General features: G+C 68.7%; 16 protein-coding genes. 7 read left to right on the plus strand and 9 right to left on the minus strand.

Annotation, left to right across the window (positions count from 1 at the left end; genetic code table 11):
* On the minus strand, nt 1-6,011 hold a 6,011-nt coding region (locus tag BM140_RS26065; RefSeq protein WP_207549413.1), incomplete at its 3' end, for a choice-of-anchor I family protein.
* A gap of 578 nt (nt 6,012-6,589) precedes the next feature.
* On the opposite strand from BM140_RS26065, the gene BM140_RS26525 reads away from it, so the two are divergent.
* The 3 genes from BM140_RS26525 (at nt 6,590) to BM140_RS01395 (ending at nt 9,467) form a co-directional block, all read left to right on the plus strand.
* Complete coding sequence (locus BM140_RS26525; protein WP_091941189.1) at nt 6,590-8,062, plus strand: family 16 glycosylhydrolase; 1,473 nt, start codon at nt 6,590-6,592, stop codon at nt 8,060-8,062.
* Between the two features lie 146 nt (nt 8,063-8,208).
* Nucleotides 8,209-8,394, plus strand: coding sequence for a hypothetical protein (locus BM140_RS01390; protein ID WP_091941191.1), 186 nt, complete (start codon nt 8,209-8,211; stop codon nt 8,392-8,394).
* A 770-nt stretch (nt 8,395-9,164) separates the two neighbouring features.
* A complete protein-coding gene (locus tag BM140_RS01395; RefSeq protein WP_091941193.1) occupies nt 9,165-9,467 on the plus strand; it encodes a hypothetical protein in 303 nt (100 codons plus the stop codon).
* Here BM140_RS01395 and BM140_RS01400 read toward each other — a convergent pair.
* Together BM140_RS01400 and BM140_RS01405 are read right to left on the minus strand one after the other, a co-directional pair.
* Nucleotides 9,458-10,132, minus strand: coding sequence for a class I SAM-dependent methyltransferase (locus BM140_RS01400; RefSeq protein ID WP_091941195.1), 675 nt, complete (start codon nt 10,130-10,132; stop codon nt 9,458-9,460). The two genes, BM140_RS01395 and BM140_RS01400, sit on opposite strands and share 10 nt — an antisense overlap.
* Before the next feature lie 112 nt (nt 10,133-10,244).
* A complete protein-coding gene (locus BM140_RS01405; RefSeq protein WP_091941196.1) occupies nt 10,245-11,828 on the minus strand; it encodes an oligosaccharide flippase family protein in 1,584 nt (527 codons plus the stop codon).
* A 501-nt stretch (nt 11,829-12,329) separates the two neighbouring features.
* Between BM140_RS01405 and BM140_RS01410 the strand changes: the two genes are divergently transcribed.
* The 4 genes from BM140_RS01410 to BM140_RS01425 all read left to right on the plus strand — a co-directional run bounded on the left by BM140_RS01410 (nt 12,330) and on the right by BM140_RS01425 (nt 17,053).
* A complete protein-coding gene (locus BM140_RS01410; RefSeq protein ID WP_244535238.1) occupies nt 12,330-13,466 on the plus strand; it encodes a glycosyltransferase in 1,137 nt (378 codons plus the stop codon).
* The gene (locus tag BM140_RS01415) at nt 13,463-14,317 is read left to right on the plus strand and encodes a glycoside hydrolase family 16 protein (protein ID WP_091941198.1); all 855 of its coding nucleotides are present in this window, start codon (nt 13,463-13,465) and stop codon (nt 14,315-14,317) included. Before BM140_RS01410 ends, BM140_RS01415 begins: the two co-directional genes overlap by 4 nt.
* A 627-nt stretch (nt 14,318-14,944) precedes the next feature.
* Nucleotides 14,945-15,529, plus strand: a complete 585-nt coding sequence (locus BM140_RS01420) for a DapH/DapD/GlmU-related protein (protein WP_091941200.1) — start codon at nt 14,945-14,947, stop codon at nt 15,527-15,529.
* A gap of 426 nt (nt 15,530-15,955) precedes the next feature.
* Entirely contained in the window at nt 15,956-17,053 is a 1,098-nt protein-coding gene (locus tag BM140_RS01425; protein WP_165616363.1) for an acyltransferase family protein, read from the plus strand.
* A 171-nt stretch (nt 17,054-17,224) separates the two neighbouring features.
* Here BM140_RS01425 and BM140_RS01430 read toward each other — a convergent pair whose 3' ends face one another.
* From BM140_RS01430 to BM140_RS01455, 6 genes are all read right to left on the minus strand, one after another.
* Complete coding sequence (locus tag BM140_RS01430; protein WP_165616364.1) at nt 17,225-17,902, minus strand: FkbM family methyltransferase; 678 nt, start codon at nt 17,900-17,902, stop codon at nt 17,225-17,227.
* Nucleotides 17,903-18,022: 120 nt separating this feature from the next.
* Nucleotides 18,023-19,351 carry a glycosyltransferase family 4 protein gene (locus BM140_RS01435; protein ID WP_091941206.1) on the minus strand — a complete coding sequence of 443 codons (1,329 nt, stop codon included), beginning with the start codon at nt 19,349-19,351 and terminating at the stop codon, nt 18,023-18,025.
* Complete coding sequence (locus BM140_RS01440; protein WP_244535239.1) at nt 19,348-20,712, minus strand: polysaccharide pyruvyl transferase family protein; 1,365 nt, start codon at nt 20,710-20,712, stop codon at nt 19,348-19,350. Before BM140_RS01440 ends, BM140_RS01435 begins: the two co-directional genes overlap by 4 nt.
* Nucleotides 20,699-22,390 (minus strand): tyrosine-protein kinase domain-containing protein, encoded by a 1,692-nt coding sequence (locus BM140_RS01445; protein WP_091941208.1) that lies wholly within the window; start codon nt 22,388-22,390, stop codon nt 20,699-20,701. Before BM140_RS01445 ends, BM140_RS01440 begins: the two co-directional genes overlap by 14 nt.
* Nucleotides 22,387-23,292 (minus strand): glycosyltransferase family 2 protein, encoded by a 906-nt coding sequence (locus BM140_RS01450; RefSeq protein WP_091941210.1) that lies wholly within the window; start codon nt 23,290-23,292, stop codon nt 22,387-22,389. The genes BM140_RS01445 and BM140_RS01450 overlap by 4 nt, the downstream gene beginning before the upstream one ends.
* 427 nt (nt 23,293-23,719) lie before the next feature.
* A complete protein-coding gene (locus tag BM140_RS01455; protein WP_091941212.1) occupies nt 23,720-24,847 on the minus strand; it encodes a glycosyltransferase family 4 protein in 1,128 nt (375 codons plus the stop codon).
* Nucleotides 24,848-25,120 lie beyond the last annotated feature (273 nt).

Genomic DNA, 25,120 nt, shown 5'->3' on the forward strand with positions numbered 1-25,120 from the left:
TCGATCTCCTGGCCCGCCGCGAGGGTGTAGCTCGTGAAGGAGAAGACGGTGTCGGTGCCGCCGCGGGCGGCCTCGATCACCTGATCGCCCGCGTTGTCGACGATGTAGCGGTCGTCCCCGGTGCCGCCGACGAGCACGTCGCGCCCGACGCCGCCATCGAGCAGGTCCGTACCGGATCCACCCAGCAGGCGGTCGTCGCCCCCGAGCCCGAGGACGGTGTCGTCGCCCGCCGCGCCGTCGAGCCGGTCGGCGCCGTCGGTGCCGCGATAGGTCGCCGAGACCGCCGCGGTGATCGCCAACGGGATCGCGAAGCCGCGGGCGGCACCGCCCTCGGCATAGGTCAGCCCGAGCGTCTGCCGACCGACCGGGGCGTTGTCGGCCACCGTGTAGGTCAGGGCCGCGAGCTGCGCGGCATTCAGCGTGTCGCCGACCGCGACCGCCGCGTCGCCGAGGCGGAGCGTCCCGGCCTCGGGCAGCGCGGCGACGGTGTAGCCGGTGCCCGCCGTGCCCGGCGCCTCGATCGCCAGCGGGGCCGCGGTGCTGCCCTGCTCGAGCGAAACGGTCGCTTCCGAAGCCGCCAGAACGGTGTCGTTGCGGACATCGAGGTTCTGGATGCGCTGATCCAGGGTCGGGGCGGTGTCGCGCGTGCCGTAGGCCGTGCCGCGATGGAAGGCGGCGAGGTACTCGGCGAAGGCGTCCTGTTCGGTGCCCTCGGCGGCGAAGGTGGCGACCTGGCCCCCATCCGGGACGGTGTCGGCGTTGAGCGCCACCACGTTGGCGAAGCTCGGGTTGGCCGTGACGAAATTCTTGAACGGATAGCCGTCGCCGCCGGTGAGGAGGAAGCTCAGCGTCACGACCCGGATGGCGGCCGGCGCATCGGCCACGACCGCGCCGTTCTCGACCAGGGCGCGGGTCGGGTTGCCGGCCGCGTCGATGATCGAGGCCGAGACCACCCGCTCCCCCGCGGGCAAGTCGGGATCGTAGCTGAAGCTGATGCCGCCGATCTGGGCGAACTGACCCGGCGTCGCGCCCGGCGCGACGGCCGCGACCGCGTGCTCCAGCACCGCCAGGAGCTGGTCCGCCGTCACGGTGACGAGCGAGAGCGCGTTGTTGAAACGCAGCGAGTTGGCGATGTCGAGCTGTGAGATGTCGCCCTCGGCCTTGCCGGCCTCGGGGTTGGCCGCCGGGGGCAGCTCGGCGGGGTTCGCCGGATCGGAACTGATCGTGCCGATCGAGTCGCGCAGGCCGCCGCCGTTCTTGATCGAGACCAGGACGGTGTCGTCGGCTTTTTGCGCGTACCAGAGGTTGGCGTCGGACGAGAGGTTGCCGAGGTTGGTCTCCTCGGTGCGCACCTCGCCGCGGCGGCCTTCCAGATAGACCGCGGTCTTGCCGAAGATGTTGGAATCCTGCCCGTTGATGACCGCGCCGACGCCTTCGGCGATGTCGTTCACGAGGTCGCCGCGGGTGCCTTGCGCGAACGGATCGGTGTCCACCGTTCCGTCGCCGTCGATGTCGATCGGCTTGGAATAGAGGTCGTCCACCACCTTGTCGGTCGTGGCGTAGGCGCCGCTCACGCTCGAGTCGATGCTGCCGGCGATGACGTCGCCGTTCTCGTCGAACGCGACCACGAGGCGGCCGACATAGGCGTACTCGTTCGCGGTGTTGACGATGACCGTGGTCTTGCCGTCGGCATTCGTCGTCACGAAGGGGTAGGTCTCGGCGGCCGTGTCGCCCGGCTGGAGGCCGCGGGCGACGTCTTCGGAATCCGCCATCAGCGTGTGCGAGCCGCCGGCCACGATCACGTCGATGCCCTTGAGCAGCGGCGCCAGCGCCTTCTCCAGCGCAAGCTGCTGCAGGTGGGAGACGAGGACGATCTTGTCGATGCCCTGCGCGATCAGGGCGTCGATGGTCGGCTGGAGGATGGCGGCGAGCGCCGCCATGTCGTCGGCGTTCGGGCCGATCACCTCGACGCCGCCGGTCGAGGACAGGCTCTGGACGATCTGGGTGGTGGCGCCGACGATGCCGATCTTCTCGCCGCCCTCCTCGATGATGGTAGCGGGCGCGATCTTGGTGCCGATGCCGGCCGCCGGCGGGAAGCCCGAATAGTCGGCGGCATTGCGGATCGTGTCCGCGTAGAGCCCGCGCAGGTTGGCATCGCCCGAGAAGTCGAGATCGGCCGCGAGGTAGGGGAACTGCGCCCCCGGATAGCTGCCGGTCTGGCGGATCAGCGAGGCCAGCGCGCTGGTGCCGGCGTCGAACTCGTGGTTGCCCATCGCCGAGGCCTGGATGCCGATGATGTTCAGCATCGCGATGTCGGCGGTGCCCAGCCCCGGCGTGATGTTGAGCGTGCCCGCGGCCAATCCGTAATAGGTCTCCAGCGCGGTCTCGTAGACCTCCTTCAGCGACGGGTCGCTGCCGGCGTTGAAGAACGGGCTCGGCAGGACGTTGTCGCCCGACGACAGGGTGATCGAGTTGGCTTGCGTGTCTTCGAGGTAATCGACGATGGCGGCGAAGTTGCCGGCGCGATCGACGGCGTTCAGCCCGGCCTCGAAATCGGAGCCGTGCAGGATCTGCAGGCGATAGGGCGTGACCTCCGGCAGGTCGATCTCGTAGGCGGTGACCGTGCCGCTGACCTCGTTGGCGACCAGCAGCATGCCGGCCCCGGTCGGGCTCTCGCCGGCCGGCACGTACTTGACGACCTCCGGCGCCTTATCGCCCTCGGCCGGCGCGAGGTATTTCACGTAAGTCGGGTCGGCCGGATCGGTGACGTCGTAGATCATCACGCCGCCCTGGCGCTCCAGGCCGACGAAGGCGTAGGTCTTGCTGCCGATCTGGGCGACGTCGATGCCCTCGGGCTCGCCCGCCTTGTTGTCCGAGCGGGTGTCGAAGCTGACGCCGTTGCTCTCGCCGTTCTGGTTGAACACCGTGCCGGCATTGGGGAGCGCGGCGACGATCTTCTCGAATTCGCCGCCGGTGTCGGACACCTTGGTGATGGTGCCGTCGGCGTTCTGGCGGAAGATCGACATCCCGCGGCCGCCGAAGGTGAAGATCTCCTCCACGCCGGCCTGCGTCGGGTCGGTGTCGCCGTCGATGTTCGAGACGGTGAGGCGGCCGGCGTAATCCTCGCTCTTGAGCGCGGCCTCTTGGCTGCCGAACACCGCGTCGTTGAGATCGAGGGCGGAGAGGCGCGCCTCGTCCGAGCCGTCGACCCGCGAATCGCCCTCGTTGGCGGTGGCGAAGTAGGTGACGCCGCCGACCGTCCAGGTCGAGACCGCGTCGGGCATCAGCAGGCCCTTGATCGGGGCGGTGACGATGTTGATCTTGCCCTGGCTGTTCGAGCCGGTGCCGGGCCCGTCGCGGTCGGAGAAGTCGCCCTCGTTGCCGGCCAGCGCGTGATCGACGAAGCCGAGCGGCAGGATCGAGAGCAGCACCGGGCCGGTGCCGGTGATGTCGAAGCTCGCGACCGCGTTGTTCTCCTGCAGCGTGACGTAGGCGCGGGTGCCGTCGGCCGAGACGTCGATGTATTCGGGCTCCAGGCCCTGCGAGGCCGAGAGGCCTTCGAAGATCCGCACGCCCGCCGCGCGCAGGCCGTCCTCCGAGCCGTCGAGCGCCCCGAACCCCGTGGTCGCGACGGTGGCGTTGGCCGCACCCTGCGACAGGTCGATCAGCGAGACCGAGCCCGCCGATTCCACCTCGCCCGCGCCGGGATTCTCGCCCTCGTTGGCGACGAGCAGCTTGGTGCCGTCGGGGGTGAAGGTCAGCATGTCGGGCAGCGCGCCGACGGTCAGCGTCTTGATGAGCTGGCCGGTGGCGGTCGAGAACAGCGCGACCGTGCCAGGATCGGACTTCACCGGCGCCTCGATCGCGACCGCGAGCACGCCCTTGGCGATGGCGATCGAGTTCATGCCGCTCTCAGAGGTGTAGCCCGAGACGAGAGCCGCCACGTCGATCTCGCCGATCTTGGCGGGCGCGGTCGGATCGGCGAGGTTCACGATCTCGACCCGGTCGGTGACGTTGTTCATCACGAACAGACGGTCGCTCGACGCCTCGAAGGCGACGACCTCGGCCGAGCCGGTGCCCGAACCGGTGGCGTAGGTGCCGAGCAGGCGGGTGACGAGGCTGTCGGTCGCGACGGGCGTCGTGGTCGAGCCGGTCAGCGTCGAGTCGCCCTGCTCCAGGATCGCGACGCCGTTCACCGTGGCGGCGGGCACGACGAGGCTCGCCAGCAGCGGGTCGTGGTCGCTGGTCTGGTCGGCGAATTCGGCGTTGATGTGCACGATGTCGAACTCCGCACCCTGAAGCAGGCCGCCCGTGACCAGGACGTGGTCGAGCGTCTGGGAATTGCCCTCGAAGACGTAGTCGTACCGCTCGGCCTCCGGCAGCGCGTCCATGAGGTCGGACAGGATGGCGGTGCCGCCCAGGCTGTAGGTGGCGGTGGCGTCGATCGGGTCGGTGCCGGGCACCGTGTAGCCGGAGAGGTTCGCCTCGCCCTTCAGGACGCTCAGCGGCTGCTCGCCGGGGAACTCGTTGAGGTCGCCCACGACCATCACCTTGGCGTCCGGGTCCTGCGCCAACAGGCGGTCGACGAAGCCGTTGACGGCCTGGGCCTGGGCCGCGCGCTGCACCTCACCCGCGTTGAAGGGCGGCTGGTCGGAGCCGAGGAGGGGCGCGCTGCCGCCTTTCGAGGTGAAGTGGTTGTTGACCACCGTCACGGTCTGGCCGTTGAAGGTGAAGTCGGCGGCAAGCGGCGGGCGCGAGCCGAAGAAGGGGTTTTGGGCATCGCTCTGCTGGCCGGCATCGGCGGCCTTGAGCGGGCTGCCGTCGGCCGCGACCGTGCGCAGCGAATCCTCGACGAGGGACACCCGGTCGGTGCGGTAGACGAAGGCGGTGCGGATGTTGCCGCCCGGCTGGCCGCCATTGGTGTCGTCGCCGATGAACGGGTTGTCGGCATAGGCGTAGGTCACGCCCGCGGGCGCCGCCGCGTTGAGGGCGTCCACCAGCGCCTGGAGGGTCGCGGCGGCGCTGGTCAGCGTCGAGTTGGTCGGACCGTCGCCATCCTGCACCTCCTGCAGCGCGACGATGTCGGCGGCGTTGAGCGCGCCCAGGATCTCGGCGGCGACCCGCTCGAACCGGGCGGCCCCGTCGGTCGGGTCGAGGTTCTCGGCGTTGTAGCTCGCCACCAGCAGGCGGCTGGCCGTGCCGGACAGGGTGCCGTCCTCGCGGGCGATCGGGCTCGGCGCGGCCACCGTGTAGGCCTGCGTCGCGCTGACTTGGTAATTGCCGAACTCGTAGGTGACGATGCCGGTCACGTCGGAGAGGTGCGCCCCGACATTCACCGCCGGGGTGGTGAAGCCGCGCAGCAGGCCGGAATCGTCGTCGATCTGGATGCGCTCGGGGTTGAAGTCGCCCCCCACCGTATCGGTGTCGCCGAAGCGCGGCGTGCCGAGTTCGGTCAGGAGGTTGCCGCGGGCGGTCAGGCCGGTCGCGCTCGCGCCGTTGGCGGCGTTGCCGTCGTCGACGACCGTGAAGATCTCGCCGAAGCCGTTGGTCGGCCCGGTGGCGACCGGCGCCTTCACCGTGACCAGCATGCCCTCCAGGCTCTCGAAGAAGGCGACGCCCTCGGTGAGGCTCTCGGTCGGCGGCAGGCGCCCGCCCGCGCCGCCGATCTGGACGGGGGCGATGTCGGGAGCCTGATCGGCCTGGGCCAGGATCTGCACCGAACCCGACGCGGTCGCGGTCAGCTGCGTGATCGAGAGGCTGCCCGGCGCGGCCCCGCTCGGCGTGAACTCGCTGACGAGCCCGGTGGCCTCGACGTGCTGGCCGAGCGTGACGGCGGGCGCGGTGCGGGTGAAGACGAACAGCCCGTCCGAGGTGGCGGCGTCGCCGTCGCCGGTCGGGTCCTGGATGTAGAAGCCGTTCGAATCGATGGCCGTGACGATGCCGCTCGTCGTCACGCTGCTGCCGGCGACCGGCGAGCGCGTGCCCGATCCCTGGATTTCGTAGGTGCGCACCGGCGTCGTCCTCCCGAAGGCCGCAAGATAAGCCGGCAAATAGGTCGGCTTGATCCCGGCATCTCTTTCAAAGATCCGGCATGTTTTGGCAGTATTGTGCGCGACGGAAAGCACATGACTGTGCCGCATCGTGCAGGATTGGCCGATCTTCTTCGTCTATGCGCTGCTAAAACAGCGGTTCGTGACACGCGTATGAAGCGTGACGCTCACCGTCGCGTCGTCGCATGATGTTGATCGCGATCGGCCGCTCCCGCTCCCGCTCCCCCCTGCCCCGCCGAGCGCGGGCGGGGCGTGCTGCGGCGGCGTCGCCTCACGCAAAGCGGGGCGGCCCTGAGCCGAAACGCCGTTCCGACGCTCCGGCCCGAACCGAAAACCCCGCCAGGCCGCGTTGAACGCCGGCAGTGGGCCGGGCGAATGCGCTGCGTTGCGTTGATCTCCAAGAAACCATTGTCTCAGGCGTTCGGGGTTCTGCGCACATTCCGCATTCGGGTCGGGGCGCATTTAGATTTTATTATATCCCGGCCGCCACGCTTCGAAGGAACAACTTGCCCAAACATCGCACTGCTGAGGAATAGATCATGCCGGCCCCGGCGGGATACCAACTGGTTTATGCGGACGAGTTCAACCAGCTCAGCGTCTCGGCGAGCCGAACGGCGGATGCGAACTGGTACAGCGGGCAGGCCTGGGGCGGGTCCTTCGGGGAGGCGCGCTTCCTGCCCGCGAATGCCGCCAAATCGCCCTTCTCCATCGTCGACAAGGGCGGCGAGACCGCCCTGCGCATCCACATGACGCGCGATGCGGGCGGGCAACTGTCGAGTGGACTGATCTCCAACACCTTCCCGGACGGCACCAGCAAGACCGTCCGCGACGGCAACCCCTACGGCTATTACGAGGCCCGGCTCTGGCTTCCGGACGGGACGGGCGTCTGGTCGGCCTTCTGGGCGCTCGAATCGGAGCGGCTGTCCCCCACGCGCGACCGTGTGGTCGAAGTGGACGTGATGGAGAATTACGGCACGGCGATGCCGGGCCAGTATTCGAGCGTGGTGCACGAGTGGGATTGGGCGAACAAGACCCTGGAAGGTCACGCCAGCACCTATGCCCGTGCCAATCCGGGCGTGGGCGTCGTCGCGTCGGGGTGGCATACCTACGGCGTGGAGATCACGCCCGAGCGGATGACGTTCTACTTCGACGATCGCCCCTACTGGACGAAGGCGACGCCGGCGGCCCTCGATACCGACCCGATGTTCATGATCAACCTCGCGGCCGGCGGCGGCTGGACGATCGATCCGAAACTGAAGGACGCGTCGCTGTACGTCGATTATTTTCGCGCCTACGAGGCCAAGCCCCCGGGCGCGCCCCTCGATACGAAGACGGACGGGCCGACGCTGAAGGGAACGAGCGGCGACGACGTCCACGTCGTCACCGACGCGAACACGCGGATCGTCGAGGCCGCGAAGGGCGGCAACGACACGGTCCGCACCAGCGTGTCCTACACCCTGCCCGACAACGTCGAGAAGATCGTTCTCCTCGGCAAGTCCGATCTCGGGGCAACCGGAAACGGTCTCGCCAACGAGATCTACGGGAACGAGGGGGCCAACGTCCTCTCCGGTCTCGACGGCAACGACCGGATCTTCGGCGGGGGCGGCAAGGACGTGCTGATCGGCGGGGCCGGTGACGACCGGCTGGCCGGCCAGAACGGCGACGACGTCCTGATCGGCGGCCTGGGGGCCGACCGTCTCTACGGCGATGCCGGTGCCGACCGGTTCGTGTTCCAGAGCGTCCACGACAGTCCGGTTTCGGGGCGCGACACCATCGTCGGCTTCTCCGCCGCGCAGGGCGATCGTGTCGATCTCGCGCAGATCGACGCCAACGCGCTCCTGGCCGGCAACCAGCACTTCACCTTCATCGGCTCCGATGCGTTCACGGCGCCCGGCCAGCTCCGCTTCGAGAAGGGCGTCCTCTCGGGCGACGTCAACGGCGACCTGCGGCCCGACTTCGCGATCGATCTCCTCGGCGTGAAGATCCTGATGGCGGACATGCTGATCCTGTAGAGCGCCCTCCGACGGAAGGGGCCGGCTCGACGGTCTGCGCGGCGCAACGTGACCCGAGGGGCGGGCGGGGGCGCCGGTTGGCACGGTTCATGGTAAAGGAATTCCTTACGATGTCCGGGAGCCGGCGTCGGACGAGGAGTCCATCCATGCAGGATCGCGATCCGCTCTGGTACGACCGCGCCGAGCCTGACGAGGAGCCGGGGCTTCTGCTGACATCGGCCGCGATCCTGTTCGTGGGGGCGCTGAAGCTCTACGGCATGCCGTATCGCCTCTGCCGCACGCTCGCGGACCGGTTCATCCGCCGGGCCTTCCGGACCGCCCCGCGGCCTTGAACGGCCGCGGCTTACGGCCGGTGCCGACGAGTCGCATCTCCCCGTCATCGTGCCGCTTGGGGCATCCTCCCGAACGGGGGATGCCGGCATTCGGAAAAAGACGATGCGGCACAAGGATCTTGAGGATCGCCCGGGATCCGATATCCAGGATGATCCTCCCGCTTCGAGGGGCGGCATCCACCCTTCCGGCGGATCCACCGAATGCCTCTCGCGGCCCGCCCGACGCCCTGTCGAGCCCGAACGGGAAAACAGGTGCAGACGGATGACCTCCGTGGCTGTCCAAGTCCAATCGGCTTAATACCGATCGGCGATGATCCCGACTCGTCGCCGACTGCCCCGGCGACTGCGCGGCGGCGGTCGTCCGCCGGACGCACGGAACGGGGCCCGCGGTCCTGGTCCGCACCGTTCGGTTTAAGTCTTTTTACAAAAACGACTTTTTGAGAGCCGGCATCCGCCTCGCGGGCCGATGCCCGAGCGCATGCCCGGCGGGACGCGACGGATGATGGCGCGGCTTCTCCGGAACGAACCGCCCTTCCCCGCAGGGGTGCGGTGAGCGGCTCGACACGGAACGGTTTCGCCGCGCGGCAAATCTCCTCTATGTTTCCCTGCCCCGCCGAGGAGCCATCGCTTCGGCGCAAGAAAGATTTGTTCATGGGTGACCGGCATTCTCGCGACGCCAGCGGGCACCGTCACCGTTCCGTGCGCGGCCGTCGGTCGGCGTCTTGGCGTGGGATCGCGGCCGTGAAACGCTGGGAGACGGAGAGAGAGTGATGGGATCGATCACGATTTGGGCGCTCTTTGCCCTCTTCGGAGGCATCTGCGCCCGCTATGTCTCCGTGATCGGCTTCGCCTTGACCGCCGTGGGGATCATCGCGCTCCTCGCCGTGACGAACGCCCTGACGGAGGGCGGCCCCTTCGGTGCCGGGAGGCTGGTCGGTGGGTTCGTGGCTCTGCAGGTCGGCTATTTCACCGGCCTCGTCGTGCTCGCCCTGACCCGCCACGTGGCGCGCCTCGTGTCCAAGAAGGATCTGCGGCAGGTCGAGAAGGGCGACCTGCACATCCATCACGACTGAAGGGGACGCTCTCCCTCCGCCGGTCGGCCGGCGTCCGGCGCCTTGCGGGCGAAGGCCCAGACCATGACGGGATAATCCGGCTCGTTGGCGAGCGACCCGAAGAAGCCGCGCTTGCGCCAGGTCCGTAGATTGCCCACCAGACAGGCACGGTTCCCCCAGGCCTGCGCGCGGATGTCCTGCGCGGCGAAGCCGCATTCCTGCAGCAGGTAGCTCAGCCCGTCCGGTGTCCAGCGCGAGCAGTCGATCGGCACGCGGTGGACGCGCACGAGGAAGGGCGTGGCGATGACGAAATGTCCGCCGGGCTTGAGCATGGACCAGACGTTCCGGCCGGCGCGATAGGGCCAGGGGAGGTGCTCGAAGACCTGATCGGCGATGATCAGGTCGAATTGCTGCGGCAGGGTCTCGGCGCAGATGTCGAAGCCCGGATACTCGGTGTTCGTGTAGCTCTTGAATTTGAGATCGCGCGTCCACTGGTTGCCGCCGGAGATCTCCAGCACGTCGAGTCGCTGTGGCCCGAGCCCGCTGATGAAGTCGAAGCAGTCGCGGTACATCGCCGAGCGGACCCAGTCGGTGGTGTCGTACCCGGTGCTGCGAAGCATCCCGCGCATCTTCTCCCAGAGGGCCGGGCGCTGCCAGATGGCGTCGAGAAGGGGGGCAATGATCATTCCGGTTGCATCCCGTTGATGGGGTCGGGCGGATCGCGCTCCTCGCCGCCCGACCGATGGGTGAGTCCTTGCAAGCGCCTGCCCCTTGCAAGACGCGGGCAGCGCCCTGCCCTCATCGGCGGACCAGGCGCCGGATGCCGAGGAGATCCTCCCGCAGGCGCGACCCTTCGAGGAGAAGCAGGACGACGAGATGGCTCGCGAGCCCGGCCAGAAGGCCGGCGGCGATCCGCGGAATTTCCGTCGGGGCGCCCTGCACCACGAAATGGCAGGCGAGGCCGGCGGCGAGGCCTCCGAGCGTGGGCGCCCACATCCCCCGCAGCAGCGGCCCGATCGACGACAGGCCGATCCGGCCGGGCGCCCGCAGCATCAGCACGGCGAAGAGAATCTGCGCGACGCCGATGCCCCAGGCGACGCCGAAGGGGCCGAGCCAGGGGCCGGGCAGCACCGCGGCCACCCGCGCGACGACGAGGAGGAGCGAGAGGCGGAAGAGCGCCCAGCCGGCCCCCCGGGCGAGCATGAGCGCGCCGCTCTGATGCGCCACCGCGTTCAGGGCATAGAACGGGATCAGGATGCTCAGGATCGTCGCGGCGTCGCTCCAGGCGGGTCCGAGGATCCGCAGGATCAGGCCGGGCACGAGGGCGGAGGTGAGGAAGGCGACGGGGGCCAGCAGGATGCAGAGCAGGCGCACGAGCTTGGCGTGCAGGGCGGCGAGCTGCGCCTCGTCCTCGCGCAGGGCGTGGGCGTAGAGGGCGCCCCAGAGCGGACCCGACGCCGCCTCGCAGAGGAAGCGCGGCACTTGGTTGGCGAAGGTGAAGGTGCCGAGCGCCGCCGGGCCGAACAGGCGGCCGAAGAGGAGGTTCTCCACCAGCCGGCCGGCGAAGTCGACGAGCCGGCTGCAGACGAGCGCGCTGCCGGTGGAGACGTGCGCCCTGAGCACCGACGGCCGGAACACGAGGCCCGGACGCACGAAGGCGAGGAGGTTCAGGACGCATCCGCGCACGAGGTAGAGCACGACGTACTGGGCGGCGAGGCTCAGCGCCCCCGCGCCGCGCAGCGCGAGCGCCACGGCGACCGCCGCGCCGACCAGGCTGCCGGCCAGATCGGCGCCCGAGATCGCCGCGAGCCGGCGCTCCCGCGTCAGCCGGGCATAGGGCAGCACGGAGACCGTGACGAAGACGAAGCTCACGGAGAGCAGACCCATCACGCCCGCGACGCGCGGCTCGTGCGACAGCTGCGCCAGGATCGCGCCCCAGCCGGCCACGGTGAGCGTGAGGCCGACCCCGACCATCAGCACCAGCCAGAAGGCGGTCGACCAGATCTCGCGCGATTGCGTCGGCTCGCGGGCCAGGGAGGCGCCCAGCCCCCCGTCGGCCAGCGTCATGAAGAAGGCGACGGTGGGCAGGGCCAGGGCGTAGACGCCGAATTCGGCCGGCCCGAGCAGATGCGCCATCAGCGGCAGCATCGCCAGTTGCAGGCCGATCTTCACGAGGTTCGCACCGCCCCCGGCCAGCACGTTGACCGCAAGCGTGCGCGCGCCGCCGGGGGCCGCCTGCGCCATTTGGGCCGCCATCGCGGCTTGGTCCGGCACCGGCTGGGTCGGAGGATCGGGAAGCGGGACGGCCGTCTCCGGCGGCGCAGCCTCTTCCGGATCGGGCGCGACGGCGTGATCCCGGAGACGCTCGTTCTCTTCCCTCATCCTGAAGCGTTCTCCATGACGGCCTGCCGCTGCCGCGACCGAACGATCCCCGGGGCGGATGCCTCACTGGCAAGACTTGGACTGGCAAGACCCGGGCCGCCGGCGCGCGGACGCGCACGCCTCGCCCAATCGTGAGCGTGCCTTGCAAGCCGCCCGTTCGCTGCCGACGCGCCTTCGGCCCCGGCCAGCGCCGCGGAGGTTTTGCAAGAGACGCACAGTCCTGCGCCCTGCGACACGGTCGGGGCGGACGAAAACATCTGACTTCTTCGATGGATCGACCGGCACGGGGCCGGTCGGACATCGTTCATGACGGGAAGATCTGATCCGGCATGCCTTGCATCCTCGCGAATTCTGCCGATGATGCATTGCAAAATCCATGCACGCGTCCGGCTGCGGATGGTCCGCGGGCGGTTTTTGCAAGGCGAGCGGCCCCCGATCCCGGGCGCGCTCGACCCCGCAAGGCGCGGGCGCCTTCAGGCAGGTGTGCAGGTGCAGGCGGACGTGCGGGAGCCCCTTCGTGCCGAATCGGATCGTGCCGGGACGCCTTCCCTCGCGCCGTCCCTTCGCGTCTTCGTCCACCTCGCGACCGACAAGGATGCGGCGGCGTGGCGCCGGGCTTGGCAGGCCGGCACCCTGGTCGGCGTCAACGAGGAGACGCCCTACGGCTACGGCCGCGCCGAGCGCATGGGCTGTACGCTCGCCTTCTCGCGGGCCTTTCCGGAGAAGCCGGCGGTACGCTTCCTGCGGCTCGGGCTGCGCGTGCTCGCGGGGTTCGACCTGCTGCACGCCCTGCGCCAGGGCCGGGCGCTCCGCGAGGCCGACGTGGTCTGGACGCACACCGAATCCCAGTTCCTCGCGGTGGCCGCCGCCCTCGCCTTCCGGGCGCAGCGGCCGCAGCTGATCGGGCAGAGCGTCTGGCTGTTCGATCGCTGGGAGCGCCTCGGCCCGCTCCACCGGATGCTGTACCGCCGCCTGATCCGGGACGTGGACGTGCTCACGGTCCATTCCACCGAGAACCTCGCCGTGGCCCGGGCGCTGTTTCCCGGCAAACGGGTATTGCACGTGCCCTTCGGGATCCCGTCCGAGCGGATCACGCCGCCCGTCCGGCGGCCGGGCCGCCCGCTGCGCGTCCTGGCGCTCGGCAGCGACCGGCATCGCGACTGGGCCTGTCTCGCCGCGGCGCTCGACGGCGTGCCGGAGGCCTCGGCGATCATCCTGTCGGGCACGGCGCCGCGCCGGCTCGCCCGCGGGCGGCCGAACCTGCGGGTCGGCCGTGCCCGCAGCCAGGCCGAACTCGCCGCCCATTTCGCCGAGGCGAGCGTGGTCTGCGTGCCGCTGAAGCCCAACCGTCACGCCAGCGGCATCACGGTGATCCAGGAGGCCGTGCTCGCCGGCCTGCCCGTGGTGGCCACCGCCACCGGCGGGCTCGAGGGCTATTTCGGCCCCGACGCCGTCCGCTACGTGCCGCCCGGCGATCCGGCGGCCCTGCGGGCGGCCCTCCTCGAGATCGCGGCCGATCCCGAGGCGGCCCGCGCCCGCGCCGAGCGGGCGCAGGCGCGCATGATCGAGGCCGGGATCGGGGCCGAAACCTACATCCGCCGCCATGTGGAGATCAGCCGGGAGATGCTCGACCGATGAAGGCTCCGACCCTGGGACGCCCCGCCCACGCCGCGTTGCTGCTCGCGGCCCTGCTCGCCCCCCACCCGTCCGCGGCGGCCGACGAGCCGCTCGACCTGTGCGCCTACAAGCCGGCCTTCATGGAGGAGTTCGACAGCCTCAGCGTCGCCCCGCGGGTGCTGAACGCGGCGCGCTGGATCTCGCACACGCCCTGGAACGGCGATTTCGGCGATGCCCGCTTCGTCGACGACGCGCCCGCCGGGCCCTTCGCGATCAAGGACGGCATCCTCCACATCACCGCCCGCCGGGACGAGGCGGGCAAGTGGCGCTCCGGCCTGCTCGCCGCCTCGGACGGCACGGGGGCGGGCTTCGGCCTGCGCTACGGCTACTTCGAGGCCCGGATGCGCCTGCCGCCGGGGCCGGGCACCTGGCCGGCCTTCTGGCTCGGCACGCAGCGCCCGAACAGCGACAAGACCCCGAGCATCGAGATCGACGTGATCGAGTATTACGGCCATTCGGACGCCGCCTACTCCGCGGCTTTGCACGTCTGGTACAAGGGCAAGGACAAGGAGCGCACCACCAACACGGTGCAGAAGATTCCGGTGCCGGCCGGCTCGCTCCTCGACGCCTTCCACACCTACGGCGTGCGCGTGACGGCCGACACCATCACCTATTATCTCGACCGCGCGCCGGTCTGGCAGCGCCCGACGCCGCCCGAACTCGACAAGCCGCTGTTCCCCCTCGTCAACCTCGCCCTCGGCTCGGGCTTCCCGATCGACCGGACGCCCAACCCCTCGGTGCTCTTCGTCGACTACGTGCATGTCTACGCCCCCGATCCCGAGGGCCGGGCGGCGCGCTGCCCGGGGCGCTGATGACGCCCCCGTCCGGGCACCGGCCCCTCGGGCGGCGAAGACGGCGCGGGTTGCCATCGGGGCGTGTCCCGAGGCCCCATGGTCCGGGGCTCCCATGGTGGGGCTCCCATGGCCCGCGCCGTCCCGGACGCCCCCGGATCGGCGCGGCTCGCCCTTTCATGCCAAGCCGCATGGAAGACGACAGAGGGCCTCATCCCAAGCGGCACGGGACCGGACCGATGGTCCTGTTCCGAGCGTCCGGCGGAGGCCCGCCGCCCCGCCGTCGCGGGGGGCAATCGGCGATGCGTCACGATCATCGGCGATGGGGATCACATGCATCCGGCGCCCGACCGTTGACCCCATGTCGCGTCCCTTTGCGCGGCGGGCAACGGACGATGCGTGCCGTCCTCGTCGAGGGGCAGTGCGGCTCCGATCCACGGGGCGGAGCGGACCGGCGCCCGCCTGCGGTAATTCAGACTAGAATGTGCAAAATACAAATAACCCAAGCGGGAAGTGCGCCGATAATCGCATCGATGTTTTCACCTATGGTTGTAATTGGCTCATATTGGCACGGATGTTGCCCCACGACCAATCTCGATCGCACGCCCGGCGCGACGCGAGAGGTTGCATTCGAAAACGATCTGAACGATGCGGGACCTCGTCATGATCTTTGCCAGAGAAACGCTTCGGTACGTCTTCGTCAGCGCGGCAAACCAAATTCCTCGATTTCATACATTGGACTTCGTCAGAACCTCGATCCTTCGATGGGCAGGGCTGAAGATCGGCGAAAAGAGCCGTATATCCGGACACCTTGTGCTTGAGTTCAGCCTTCGGCGCGCAACCGTGAAGCATATATCGATCGGAAATGACTGCTTTTTAGGGTATAATTGTAGAATTTCTGCATCGAAGGCGGAGGTATGTATCGGAAACAAGTGTAATATTGGGCCCAATGTTTCGATAGAAACGGCGGGTCATTGGTTCAATCGGAAGGCAGACAAAAGGCATTCCTATCACAAGCCGGTGACGATCGAGGACAATGTCTGGATCGGGGCGGGATGTATCATCTTGCCCGGCGTGACGATCGGCCGGAACTCCATCGTCGCGGCGGGAGCCGTGGTGGCCAAGGATGTCGCCGAAGGGGTTCTGGTCGGCGGGGTCCCGGCCAGGACCATCAAGACACTGTCCGACTTCCCGGCAAACGCGTTTCCAGCCTTGGCCGAGGCGGTGGCTTAGCGTCTCTCACAAAATGCCCGCCGCGCTGTCGCGCTTGAAGACAACACCGACGGTGAACGGGCGCTTTGTGAGGCACTCCTCGGATGTCGAACGGTCGGATGAATGAGCGTCTGAGTCGTCGAACGCCCGCTCGCCTTGACCCACCGCTGCCGACCGCCGGGAGAAGATTGCGAACGCCAAGCTAATACAATGTTAAGTGTTCAAATGGTCAGCTTCGTCTGACTTGAGCTTGAACATCTCACCCGGTGAACAGCCGGGTTATAATACGCTCTCGGGCCGAGAGCATGTTTTCGGCACTCGATTCTCCGAACGCAGCGACCGCGCCTGCCGTAACCAAATTGATATGTGGCCAGCATCTTGCTTTGCCTTCCTTGCGGCGAAAAATTCATCGCGAGATAGCTGGTCACATATTTTGGCAGTGCCGTTTTGAACAATAGATCAAAAACTACGGGCAACCACTATGCAGCACTTGATGCATTGCGTGGCATTGCTGCAATTTCAGTGTTGTTCTATCATTTTCACGAATGGCTTGGTCAGAAATGGCTTGCGCCGAATGCAAGATTTGCAGTCGATTTCTTTTTTTGCCTCAGCGGCTATGTTTTGTCCGCAGCTTATGTCCATCGGATAGGTTGCGATTTGAAAAAATTCGATTTAATAAGGACAAGACTGATAAGGCTTATGCCAATTATATTTCTTGGTACTGCGATAAGTGCCCTGTACTATGCTGTGCGTATTTTAGTCCTCAAATATCCTTTGGATCCGGGCCTGCTCTCGTTCGCCACTTTGCTGGGACTGCTCAATTTGCCGTTTTTCGATGCCCCAAAAATCATCGGCGGCCCACAGGTTTTCCCGCTTAATGGACCTCAATACACCTTGTTTCTTGAGCTGGTGGTAAATTTATTCTGGATCATGACGTATCGGTATAGTGCAATTAAAATAAATATTGCCATAATACTAATTAGCGTTGTGTTGATGTTTTATTGCGGTGTTGGCGGCGACACAGCGGAAACTTTCTGGATGGGGTTTCCCCGAGTATTTGGTGCGTACTACCTAGGAGTTATTGCATTTGAGCTTGATAGCCAATTTCGTCAATTGAGTTTACGGCAGATTAGGGCCTTATTCGCTGCATCATGCATTACAACATTGTCAATTTTTTACTGGCCGACATCCTTGCCAAATGGCGTGGGGATCATATGGGGTTTTGCCTTATCTCCTGTTATCATTGTCTGCGGTGCACGCCTGAATTTGAGCGGATCGATCCGTTGGGCAAGTAATTTTCTTGGGCAAATTTCGTATCCTGTTTATGCCTTGCAATTCCCTGTGTTTCTTTGGATGAATGGAGTTTATCAGCAGCTACTCGGATGCCGCAATTCGGGTGCTTTAATGGTGATTGTCACCATAGCCTTGCTATGCGTTTCTTGGGTTGTATTGCGTTATTACGATGTTCCTGTGAGGCGTTTTTTGATGCGCCTCAACAAAAACGGTCGGCTGGAGCCTGCTGGTGTGGAGCAGCGGATGCTTTAGTTCAAGTCCTTGGTCGCTTTGCAGCGGTTACGATAGGACCAAAGATCATATTAAGATATCGACAGCCATATCCGGCTGGGTTGTATCGGGCCGACAGCTCTCTGTCGGTTCGTCGCGTCCGGAGCTGCCCCCGGCGCATCACGATAAAGCTGCTTCCTTGCGCGAGTGCCCTCACCGCCGGATGGCGGTGAGCATCGGCGAGGCGTGGCGGACCGCGAAGCCGAAGGTTTCCAGCTTCTCGACGATCTCGCGCTCGCAGCGCCCCTCGACCGTGTGGAGTTCCATCGTGATCTGACGGACCCCCGCGATCGACGCGTGGTCCAAGCCGTCGAAGATGTCGTATTCCGCGCCCTCGCAATCGATCTTCAGGAGCGCGACCGGGCCACCCACGGAGCGCAGGACGGACGTGATCGCCGCCGCCTTGACGGTGACCGGGCGGGTGCCCTCGCTCACGCGCTGGTCGATGCTCGAATAGGCGGTGGTGAGCGACGAGCGCTTCTGCAGGAGCAGGAGGATCTCGCCGTCCTCGCCCGCAACCGCCTCGTTGCGCACGGCGACGTTGCCGAGGGCGTTGATCGCCACGTTGCGGGCGAGGCGCGCGCAGACATCGGGGTTCGGCTCGAAGGCGATGACGCGGCCGGTCGGCCCGACCTTGCGGGCGGCCAGCACGGTGAACGATCCGAAATTCGCCCCGATATCGATCACCGTATCGCCCTCGCGAACGGTGATCCCATGGTCGAAATAATCCTCGCGGATGACGTTCTCGTAGAGCGTGTACCATTCATGGCACCCGGCCTGGAGATCGAAGCGCAGGCCGGCGCATTCCGCCCGGTAGTCCGAGCGCTTCACGCGCAGGAGATCGAGGATCAGGGGGCCGGAGCGCCGCTGGCCCCGTAGATGCGGCGGACCTGCTCGATTTTGGCCTGGATGTTCACGGGGCGGCGGCTCTCCGATGAACGGGACGGTCGGTCAGGCGGGCAAAGCGGCCCGCGCCGGCGAGAGGCCCGCCGAGAGGGCCGTGGCGTAGGCGTCGAGCAGGGCGTCGGTCCAGCCCTGCGCGCTGTGGCCGAGATCGGCCGTCCGGGTGAAGGCGTTGCGGCTCATCTGCTCGGTCAGCGCGTCGTCGCCCGCCAGCCGCGCCATGGCCCCGGCCAGCGCCGCCTCGTCGCGCGGGTCGCAGGCGAGCCCGGCCTCGCGGGCCACGATGTCGGCGGCGAGCAGCGCTTGGTCCGTCAGGATCACCGGCAGGCCGCTCCACAGGGCCTCGCCCGCCACGAGTCCGTAGGGCTCCGGGTAACGCGAGGGCATGACCAGTGCGCGGGCGTCGCAGACGAGGCGCGCCACCGTCTCGGCCGGCTGGCGGCCGGGAAACACGACCTCGGGATGGGCGCGCCGCAGCGTCTCGAGGAGCGGCCCGTCGCCGATCACCATGAGCGGGACGCCCGCCCTCCGCGCGGCCCGGGCCGCGAGGTCGGGGCCCTTCTCCTCGTTCAGACGTCCGACGAACACGAAGGTGCGGTTGCCCTCGGCCGCGATCCGGGTGGGGCTCCAGGGCGTGATCGGGTTCGGGAGCGTGGTGATCGATTCGTCCGGCACGCCGCCGCGGACCAGCAGCGGTCGCATCGCCGCGTGGATGGCCAGGACGCGCGGGCCCCCGCCCCGATAGTGCAGGGTTCGGGCCTGCACCGTTTGGCGCGCCACCCGCCAGAGCTTGTGGGCGTAGCTGCGGCGGTCGCATTGCGTCGTGAGGCAGGCGAGGCCCAGCGGCACGTGCGGACAGGCCTCGCCCTGCCGGAACAAGGCGTAGGCGCCGTTCGGGCAGGTGAGGAAGAAGTCGTGTGCGCTCACGAACAACCGCTCGCGCACGGGCTCGAGCGCCCGGAACACGGAGGGCGAGAGGATCTGGCTCCAGGTATGGAGATGGTAGACCGTACCGGGATCGTCCTGGCGGATCAGGTCGCCGACGAGATCGAGGGTGGCCGGGTTGTAGAGGCCGCGGCGCAGGCTCGCCAGGGCGCCCGCTTCGAGCAGCCGCCGGCCTCCGAGCGCGTGGACCGGGATGCCGGCCTCGTCGAGGACGGGATTCCGGCCCTCGTCGCCGGCGAGGTAGGTGACCGGGAGGCCGCGCGCGCGCAGGAGGCCCGCGCTCAGCAGCGCGAGGCCCGTGGCGCCGCCGAAGGCGAGGGAGCGGTCGTTGATCACGACGACGCGGCTCGGCATCGGGCCGGATTCCCTCCGACGTGCCGGCACGGCCTCGTCGGCGTGGGCAGGCGCGGCGGCGGCGGGCAGAGCGCTCATGCGTGCGCCTCACGGCGGGTCGCGGCGCCGGCCCCGGCGCCCGTCCGCAGCGCCTCGGCGAGAACGGCGATGTCCGCGCGGGCCTCGTCGAGGATCGCGGCGTGGCGGCGGCGGTCGAGCCCCTCGCGCAGGCCGCGCTCGGCCAGCGCCAGCACGGTCTCGGGGGCCTCGCGGCCGGCGGTGCGGACGAAGTCGCCGCGCCCGACGAGCTCGAAGAAGCTGACGAGCTTGCGGTCCCAGGTGAAGCCGATCTGGGGGATGCCGTAGGAATAGGCCGCGATGTTGGCGTGGAGCCGGTGGGCCATCAGCAGGTCGAGGCCCGACACGAAGGTCGCGAGCTCGCTCGGGTTGCGGAAGCGCGGGGCGAAGGTCATCGCCGGCCCGCCGGCCGGGGCGGCCTCGGCCAGGGTCGGGCGCAGGCGGCGCAGATAGGCCTCGTCCTCCGGGCTGCCGTTGGTGAAGACATCGACGGCCCATCCCCGCGCGACGCAGCCGCGGACCAGCGCGGCATACCACGCGGTCAGGTCGCGCTCGCTCACCGCCGCCTCGTCGGAATGGTAGCGCAGGGTGGTCGGATGCGTGAGGCCGAGGCCGATCCGCGGCGTCGTGCCCGGCCTGCGGACCTGCGGCACGTGGCGGGCGACCAGCAGGCCGGGATCGTGCACCACCCGCGCCGGGGGCGCGCCGGACGGACCGAGCCGGCGGTTCCAGATCTCGGCGGAGCGCGCGTCCCTCACCGAGGCGTCGAGGATGCGCGTGCCCGCCAGCGCGCGGCGGAACAGGGCGGCCCCGGTCTCGGACCAGTTGTCGGCCGCGCCGACGGCGAACACCGCGGTCGGGATGCCGGCGGCGCGCAATTCGCCCCAGGCGGCCTCGATCTTGAGCGGGAAATTGAGGTCGGCGTCGCTGAACAGGTTGCCGCCGCCGGTCACAGCGGCGTCGATGCCGGCGAGCCGCGCGCGCCAGACCGGGCGTTGCCGGCTCATGGAGCGGCCGAGCAGCGTGCGCGCGATGCCGTGGCGCACGGGGGTCGGGCAGCTCTGAAGCAGGCGCAACGCCGTCCCCCGCAGGCGCCCGCCCTCGACGTAGTCCGTGCGGCCGGCCAGATCGAAGGCCTCCACGGTGAGGCCGGGCAGGACGCGCTTGAGCTCGGCCTCGATGCATTCCGCGAGGAGGCCGTCGCCCAGGTTCGGGCTGTACTTGACGTTGAAGAGGCCGATCCGCAGTCCCCCCGCCCGATGCTCCGCGCGGGATCCGGGCCCGATCCCGTCGGATCGGGAGGCCTCACGGGGCTCCGTCGCCGCGCATGCCGCCGCCGGACCGGTGTCGATGTCGTCGAGAAGCGCCCTAGGCCGATGCACGGATGCGCCTCCAGGCGGTGCGAGACTGCGCCGGATCGTTGAGGACGATCCCCAGGACGCGACAATGGGTCGAGCCGAGGGCGCGGATCGCGTCCGCGAGCTCGTCGAGCTTCGTCCGGTCGAGGTGGGCGACGAGGACGATGCCGGTCAGCATCGGCCCGATCGCCTGAGCGTCGGCGGACGCGTCGAGCGGCGGCAGATCGAGGACGAGGGGCCTCTTGCCGCCGAACCGCGCCAGCGCCGCGCGCAACGCCTGCGTTCCGAGGAAGGCGTCGGGGTGGGCCGTCCGCCCGGCCGCGACGGCGGGCACGAAGCTGAGCGAGGCGTCGAGCGGGACTTCCGGGAGGTCCGCGTCGGTGCCGCAGGAGAGGGCGAAGTCTTCGAGCCCGGCCGTCGCCTGCGGGGCGAAGCGGCGGGTGAGTTCGGGCTCGCGCAGATCGGCATCCACCAGCACCACCCGGTCGCCCGATGCCGAGACCAGGCGGGCGAGATGGGCGCTGAGCGTGCTGCAGCCCGTGCCCTTCCGACAGGCGACGAAGCCGATCGAGACGGAGCGGGACGCGCCCTCGGAAGAGAACAGGACGGTGCGCAACTGGCTGAGGGCGAGGGCGAACGCGGCGTCGCGCCGCTTGGGGGTTGCGGTCTCCATCAGCCGCCCGCCCTTGAAGCGCGGGACGAGGAAACATTCGAGACCGAACACGCGTCGGATCTGGGCCGGCGAGCGCACGGTGCGGTCGAAGCTGTGCAGGACCGCGATGCCGCCGACGCCGCTGACGAGGCCGAAGAAGGCGCCGAGCAGGAGGATCAGCTTGGTCTGCGGATAAGCCGCCACGAGGGGCCGCAACGCCGCGCCGACGATGCGGGCATCCGAGTCCGGGAACTGGAAGTCGGTGATCACACCGGTGGCGACGGCCTCGTCGGCCGCCTTCCTCTGGGCCTGGATCAGGGCGATCCGGCCCTGCAGGAACTCGGTGCCGCGCTGGTCCGAGGCGGCGCGGACCAGCACTTGGTCGCGGATATAGGCGGCCGCGATGGCGTTCGTCAGGCGGGCGGTATCCTGCGGCGTCAGGCCCCGGAAGGACACTTCGAGAACGTAGGATTGTCCCAGCCGCTTGACCTGGACCCGATCGGAGAAGTTCTGGAACGCGATCTCGCGGGCGCGCATCGCCTTTTCTTCGGGCGTGAGCGGCGGTGGGGCCGGCAGCGGGAGCAGGGCGAGGAGGCGGTCGAGGGTCCGGCGAAGGAAGCCGGGCGGCTTCTCCGCGTAGGCCGGATCGGTGTCGAGGCCGAGCGTGTCGAAGACGTAGCGCAGGTTGCGCGCCGATTGGATGACCTGCACCTGGCTCTCCGCCTGGGCGCTGTCGAGCGTCGGGGCGGTCGCGGCGGCGGCGGCGGCCGCATCGGCCCCCGGCGGCAGGCGCACCCGCGGTTCCAGCGCGATCTGCGCCGCGGCCCTGAATTCGGGATCGGCGATCAGCACGTAGGCGACGCCGGCGGCCGTACAGACCAGGACCCAGAGCGCGAGAGGGACCGCCCGCCGCCGGATCGCGGCGATCAGGTCGCCGATCAGCGTGGTCTCGAGATCGTGCCCGGGCCCGCCGGGGTCGATCGGTTCGCGCCCGGCGCGCGCGTCGTCGTGCGGGTCGTCCGGGCGGACGAAGAAGGGGGTGTAGTTCATAGGGAGGCGGCCCGTTCCGGGGTCAGGCGCATGCGCAGCAGGTCGCAGGCGGCGATGAGGTTTCCGGCGAGGCGCCCGCGACGGTCGACATAGGGCTCGGGCCGGGCCGACTTCGCGAGGTTGGACGCGACGTTGCGGGCGATCTGGCGCACCAGCTGGGCGGTCGTCATCGTGCTCTTCCGGTACATGTAGACCGGGTTCATCACCTGGGAGTAGCCGAGCTTGCGCCCGGACACCCGGCCGCCCTTGACGCCGAGATGGACGCCGGTCGCGGTCCCGAGCTTGATCAGCCGGCCGCCGCGCTGCTCGACGCGGGTTCCGAAGTCGCGGTCCTCCAGCCAGCCGTAGAGGACGAGCCGCTCGTCGAACCGCAGCCCCTCGATCGCCGCGCAGCGGAAGGCCATGTTGCAGCCGTAGGGGCTGTAGCCCGGGATCACCCAGTCGCTCGTGGCCGGATCGTGGGCGGCGATGTGCGCCAGCGCCTCCTCCCGGGTGAGGCCGGGCCCGAGGATGCCGTCGGCCAGCACGTGGCCGGTGATGCAGGCGAGCCCCGGCTCGACGCGGAAGGCCCGCGACACGGTCTCGATCCAGCGGGGATCGGGATAGAAGTCGTCGTCGAAGAAGACGACCCAATCCGTGCCGTCCGGCAGCGCCCGCAGGATGCCGTTGCGCTGCCGGGCGAGGCCCGGCTGTTCGTAGACCACCGTCACGTCCGCCCGCGCGGCGACCGCGCCGACATCGGCCGGGCCCGTGCAGCAGACGATGATCGTGTGCGGCTTGAGGGTCTGGCGGGCGAGATGGTCGAGCATCGCCGCGAGTTGATCCGGGCGACCGCGGGTCGCGATGCCGACGCAGACGCGCGCCGGCTCGGTGTCGGTGCTGTGGAGGGGCCTGATGCTCATCACCGCTGGCTTCTCTCGCTGGCATGAAACGATCGGATCCGGCGTCCCGGCCAAGCAATCTGCGTGCGCGCCGCCGCCGCGCCGGGTGCAGATCCGGATCGCGTCGCGATCGGGCCGGGGCCTCGCGCGCGCGCCGACGGAGCGGAGGCCGCTCGGTCGAAAGACGGCACGCGGCCGCGAAGACTCGGCGATGCGTCCCGACCCGACGTGGCCGGGCGCGGCTCTCGAGCATCGTCCCAGACACGGGATCCGGGACGATGTTCTATGGTGTTGTGCCGCATCGGCTTTTTTCCGAAAGCCGGTTTCCATCTTTCGGGCCGATGCTCTAGAGCTGCGTCCGATCGCGTTGGGTCGGGACGCATCTCTAAGCCTTTGTTGAGTCGCGCTTTCTTTCGACGAACCGGCATCCACTTCGTCGGAAAGCGCTCTAGATGTCGCGCAGCAGGGCGAGATAGCCCTGCGCCGCGTTGTGCCAGGAGAAGGCCTTCGCGCGTTCCAGTCCGCGCCCGCGCAGATCGGCCCGCAGGGCCGGCGAGGTGACGAGGTTGCGGAAATGCGCCTGCCACGTCGGCGCGTCGTCCGGCCCCGCCAGGAGGGCGGCCGCGCCGCAGATTTCCGGCAGGCACGACTGGTCCGAGGCCACGACCGGGCAGCCGAGGGCCATCGCTTCGAGGACGGGCAGGCCGAACCCTTCGGAGCGCGAGGGAAAGGCCAGGCAGAGTGCGTGCGCGTAGAGCCAGGCGAGGTCGTCGTCCGTGACGAAGCCGAGGCCGTGGATGTTGCTGGCCCTGACGGATTCCGTCGGCGAGAAGATCGCCGCCGAGCCGCCGGCCACCACGAGGTCGATGCCCAGCGCGTCGAGCGCCGCCGCCTGCCGCAGGATGAAGGCGGCGTTCTTGTGCCGGGCCCGGCTTCCGAGCAGCAGGACGAAGGGCCGGATTCCGTCGAGGCGGGCCGGCAGGTCGGAGCGCGCCGCGCTCCAGCGGTACACGTGCTCGTGCCCGTTGTGCATGACCGTGATCGCCCGCGGCGCGATGCCGAGGCGCTGGGCGAGCTGCCCGGCCGAGAAATGCGAGACCGAGGTGATCATCGCCCCGCGCTTGACGAGGCTCGGCAGCAGCACCCGGTAGAGCGCGCGGAAGGTGGGGCTGTAGCTGCCGGGCGCGTCGAACACGTTGGTGTCGTGCATGCACACGATCTGACGGCGCAGCGAGACCGGTCCCGTGTTGCAGAGATTGAGCAGCGGCGCGTCCGTGCGCAGGGGCAGGATCGCCTGCTCCCAGAGATGGCCGGAGGCGCCCTCCGCGTGGCAGGTCCGGATCGCCGAGAGAGCCGGCACGGTGGTCGCGGCCGGCGGCAGGATCAGCCGGACCCGCGCAGCCCGGTCGTCCAGCAGGCCGTCGAGCACCGAGACGATCTCCCGGGCATAGCGCTGCACGCCGGTCACCGGTTGGGCATAGAAGCGGCCGTTGATCGCGAAGGCCAGCGCAGGAGACACGCCGGGGCGCCTCAGGGGCGGGCCGCGGGTGAAATGCGGCGCGTCGGCATAATACATCGGCCCCTCGCCGAGTGAGCAACGTAGCGGAGGTTTCGACACGCGGGCGGACTTCAGAATAGTGCCATCGATGACGGCTTCGCATCAATTGTGCCAAATGCATCGACTTGTCTTGTCTTGATCGGATCGTTCCGGCGCAGGTAACGCTTTCGTGTCTTCGGAATTCAGGGCCGGTCCCGAGGGCGCGGCCGACCCGTTCCCGGTTCCTGCGCCGTGCCGCCGGGCTGCGGGGGCGGAGAGCCCCGCGCGGCATGGCGGCCGAACCTGCGCGGT

This window comes from Methylorubrum salsuginis (assembly GCF_900114375.1).
GTDB classification, from domain to species: domain Bacteria; phylum Pseudomonadota; class Alphaproteobacteria; order Rhizobiales; family Beijerinckiaceae; genus Methylobacterium; species Methylobacterium salsuginis.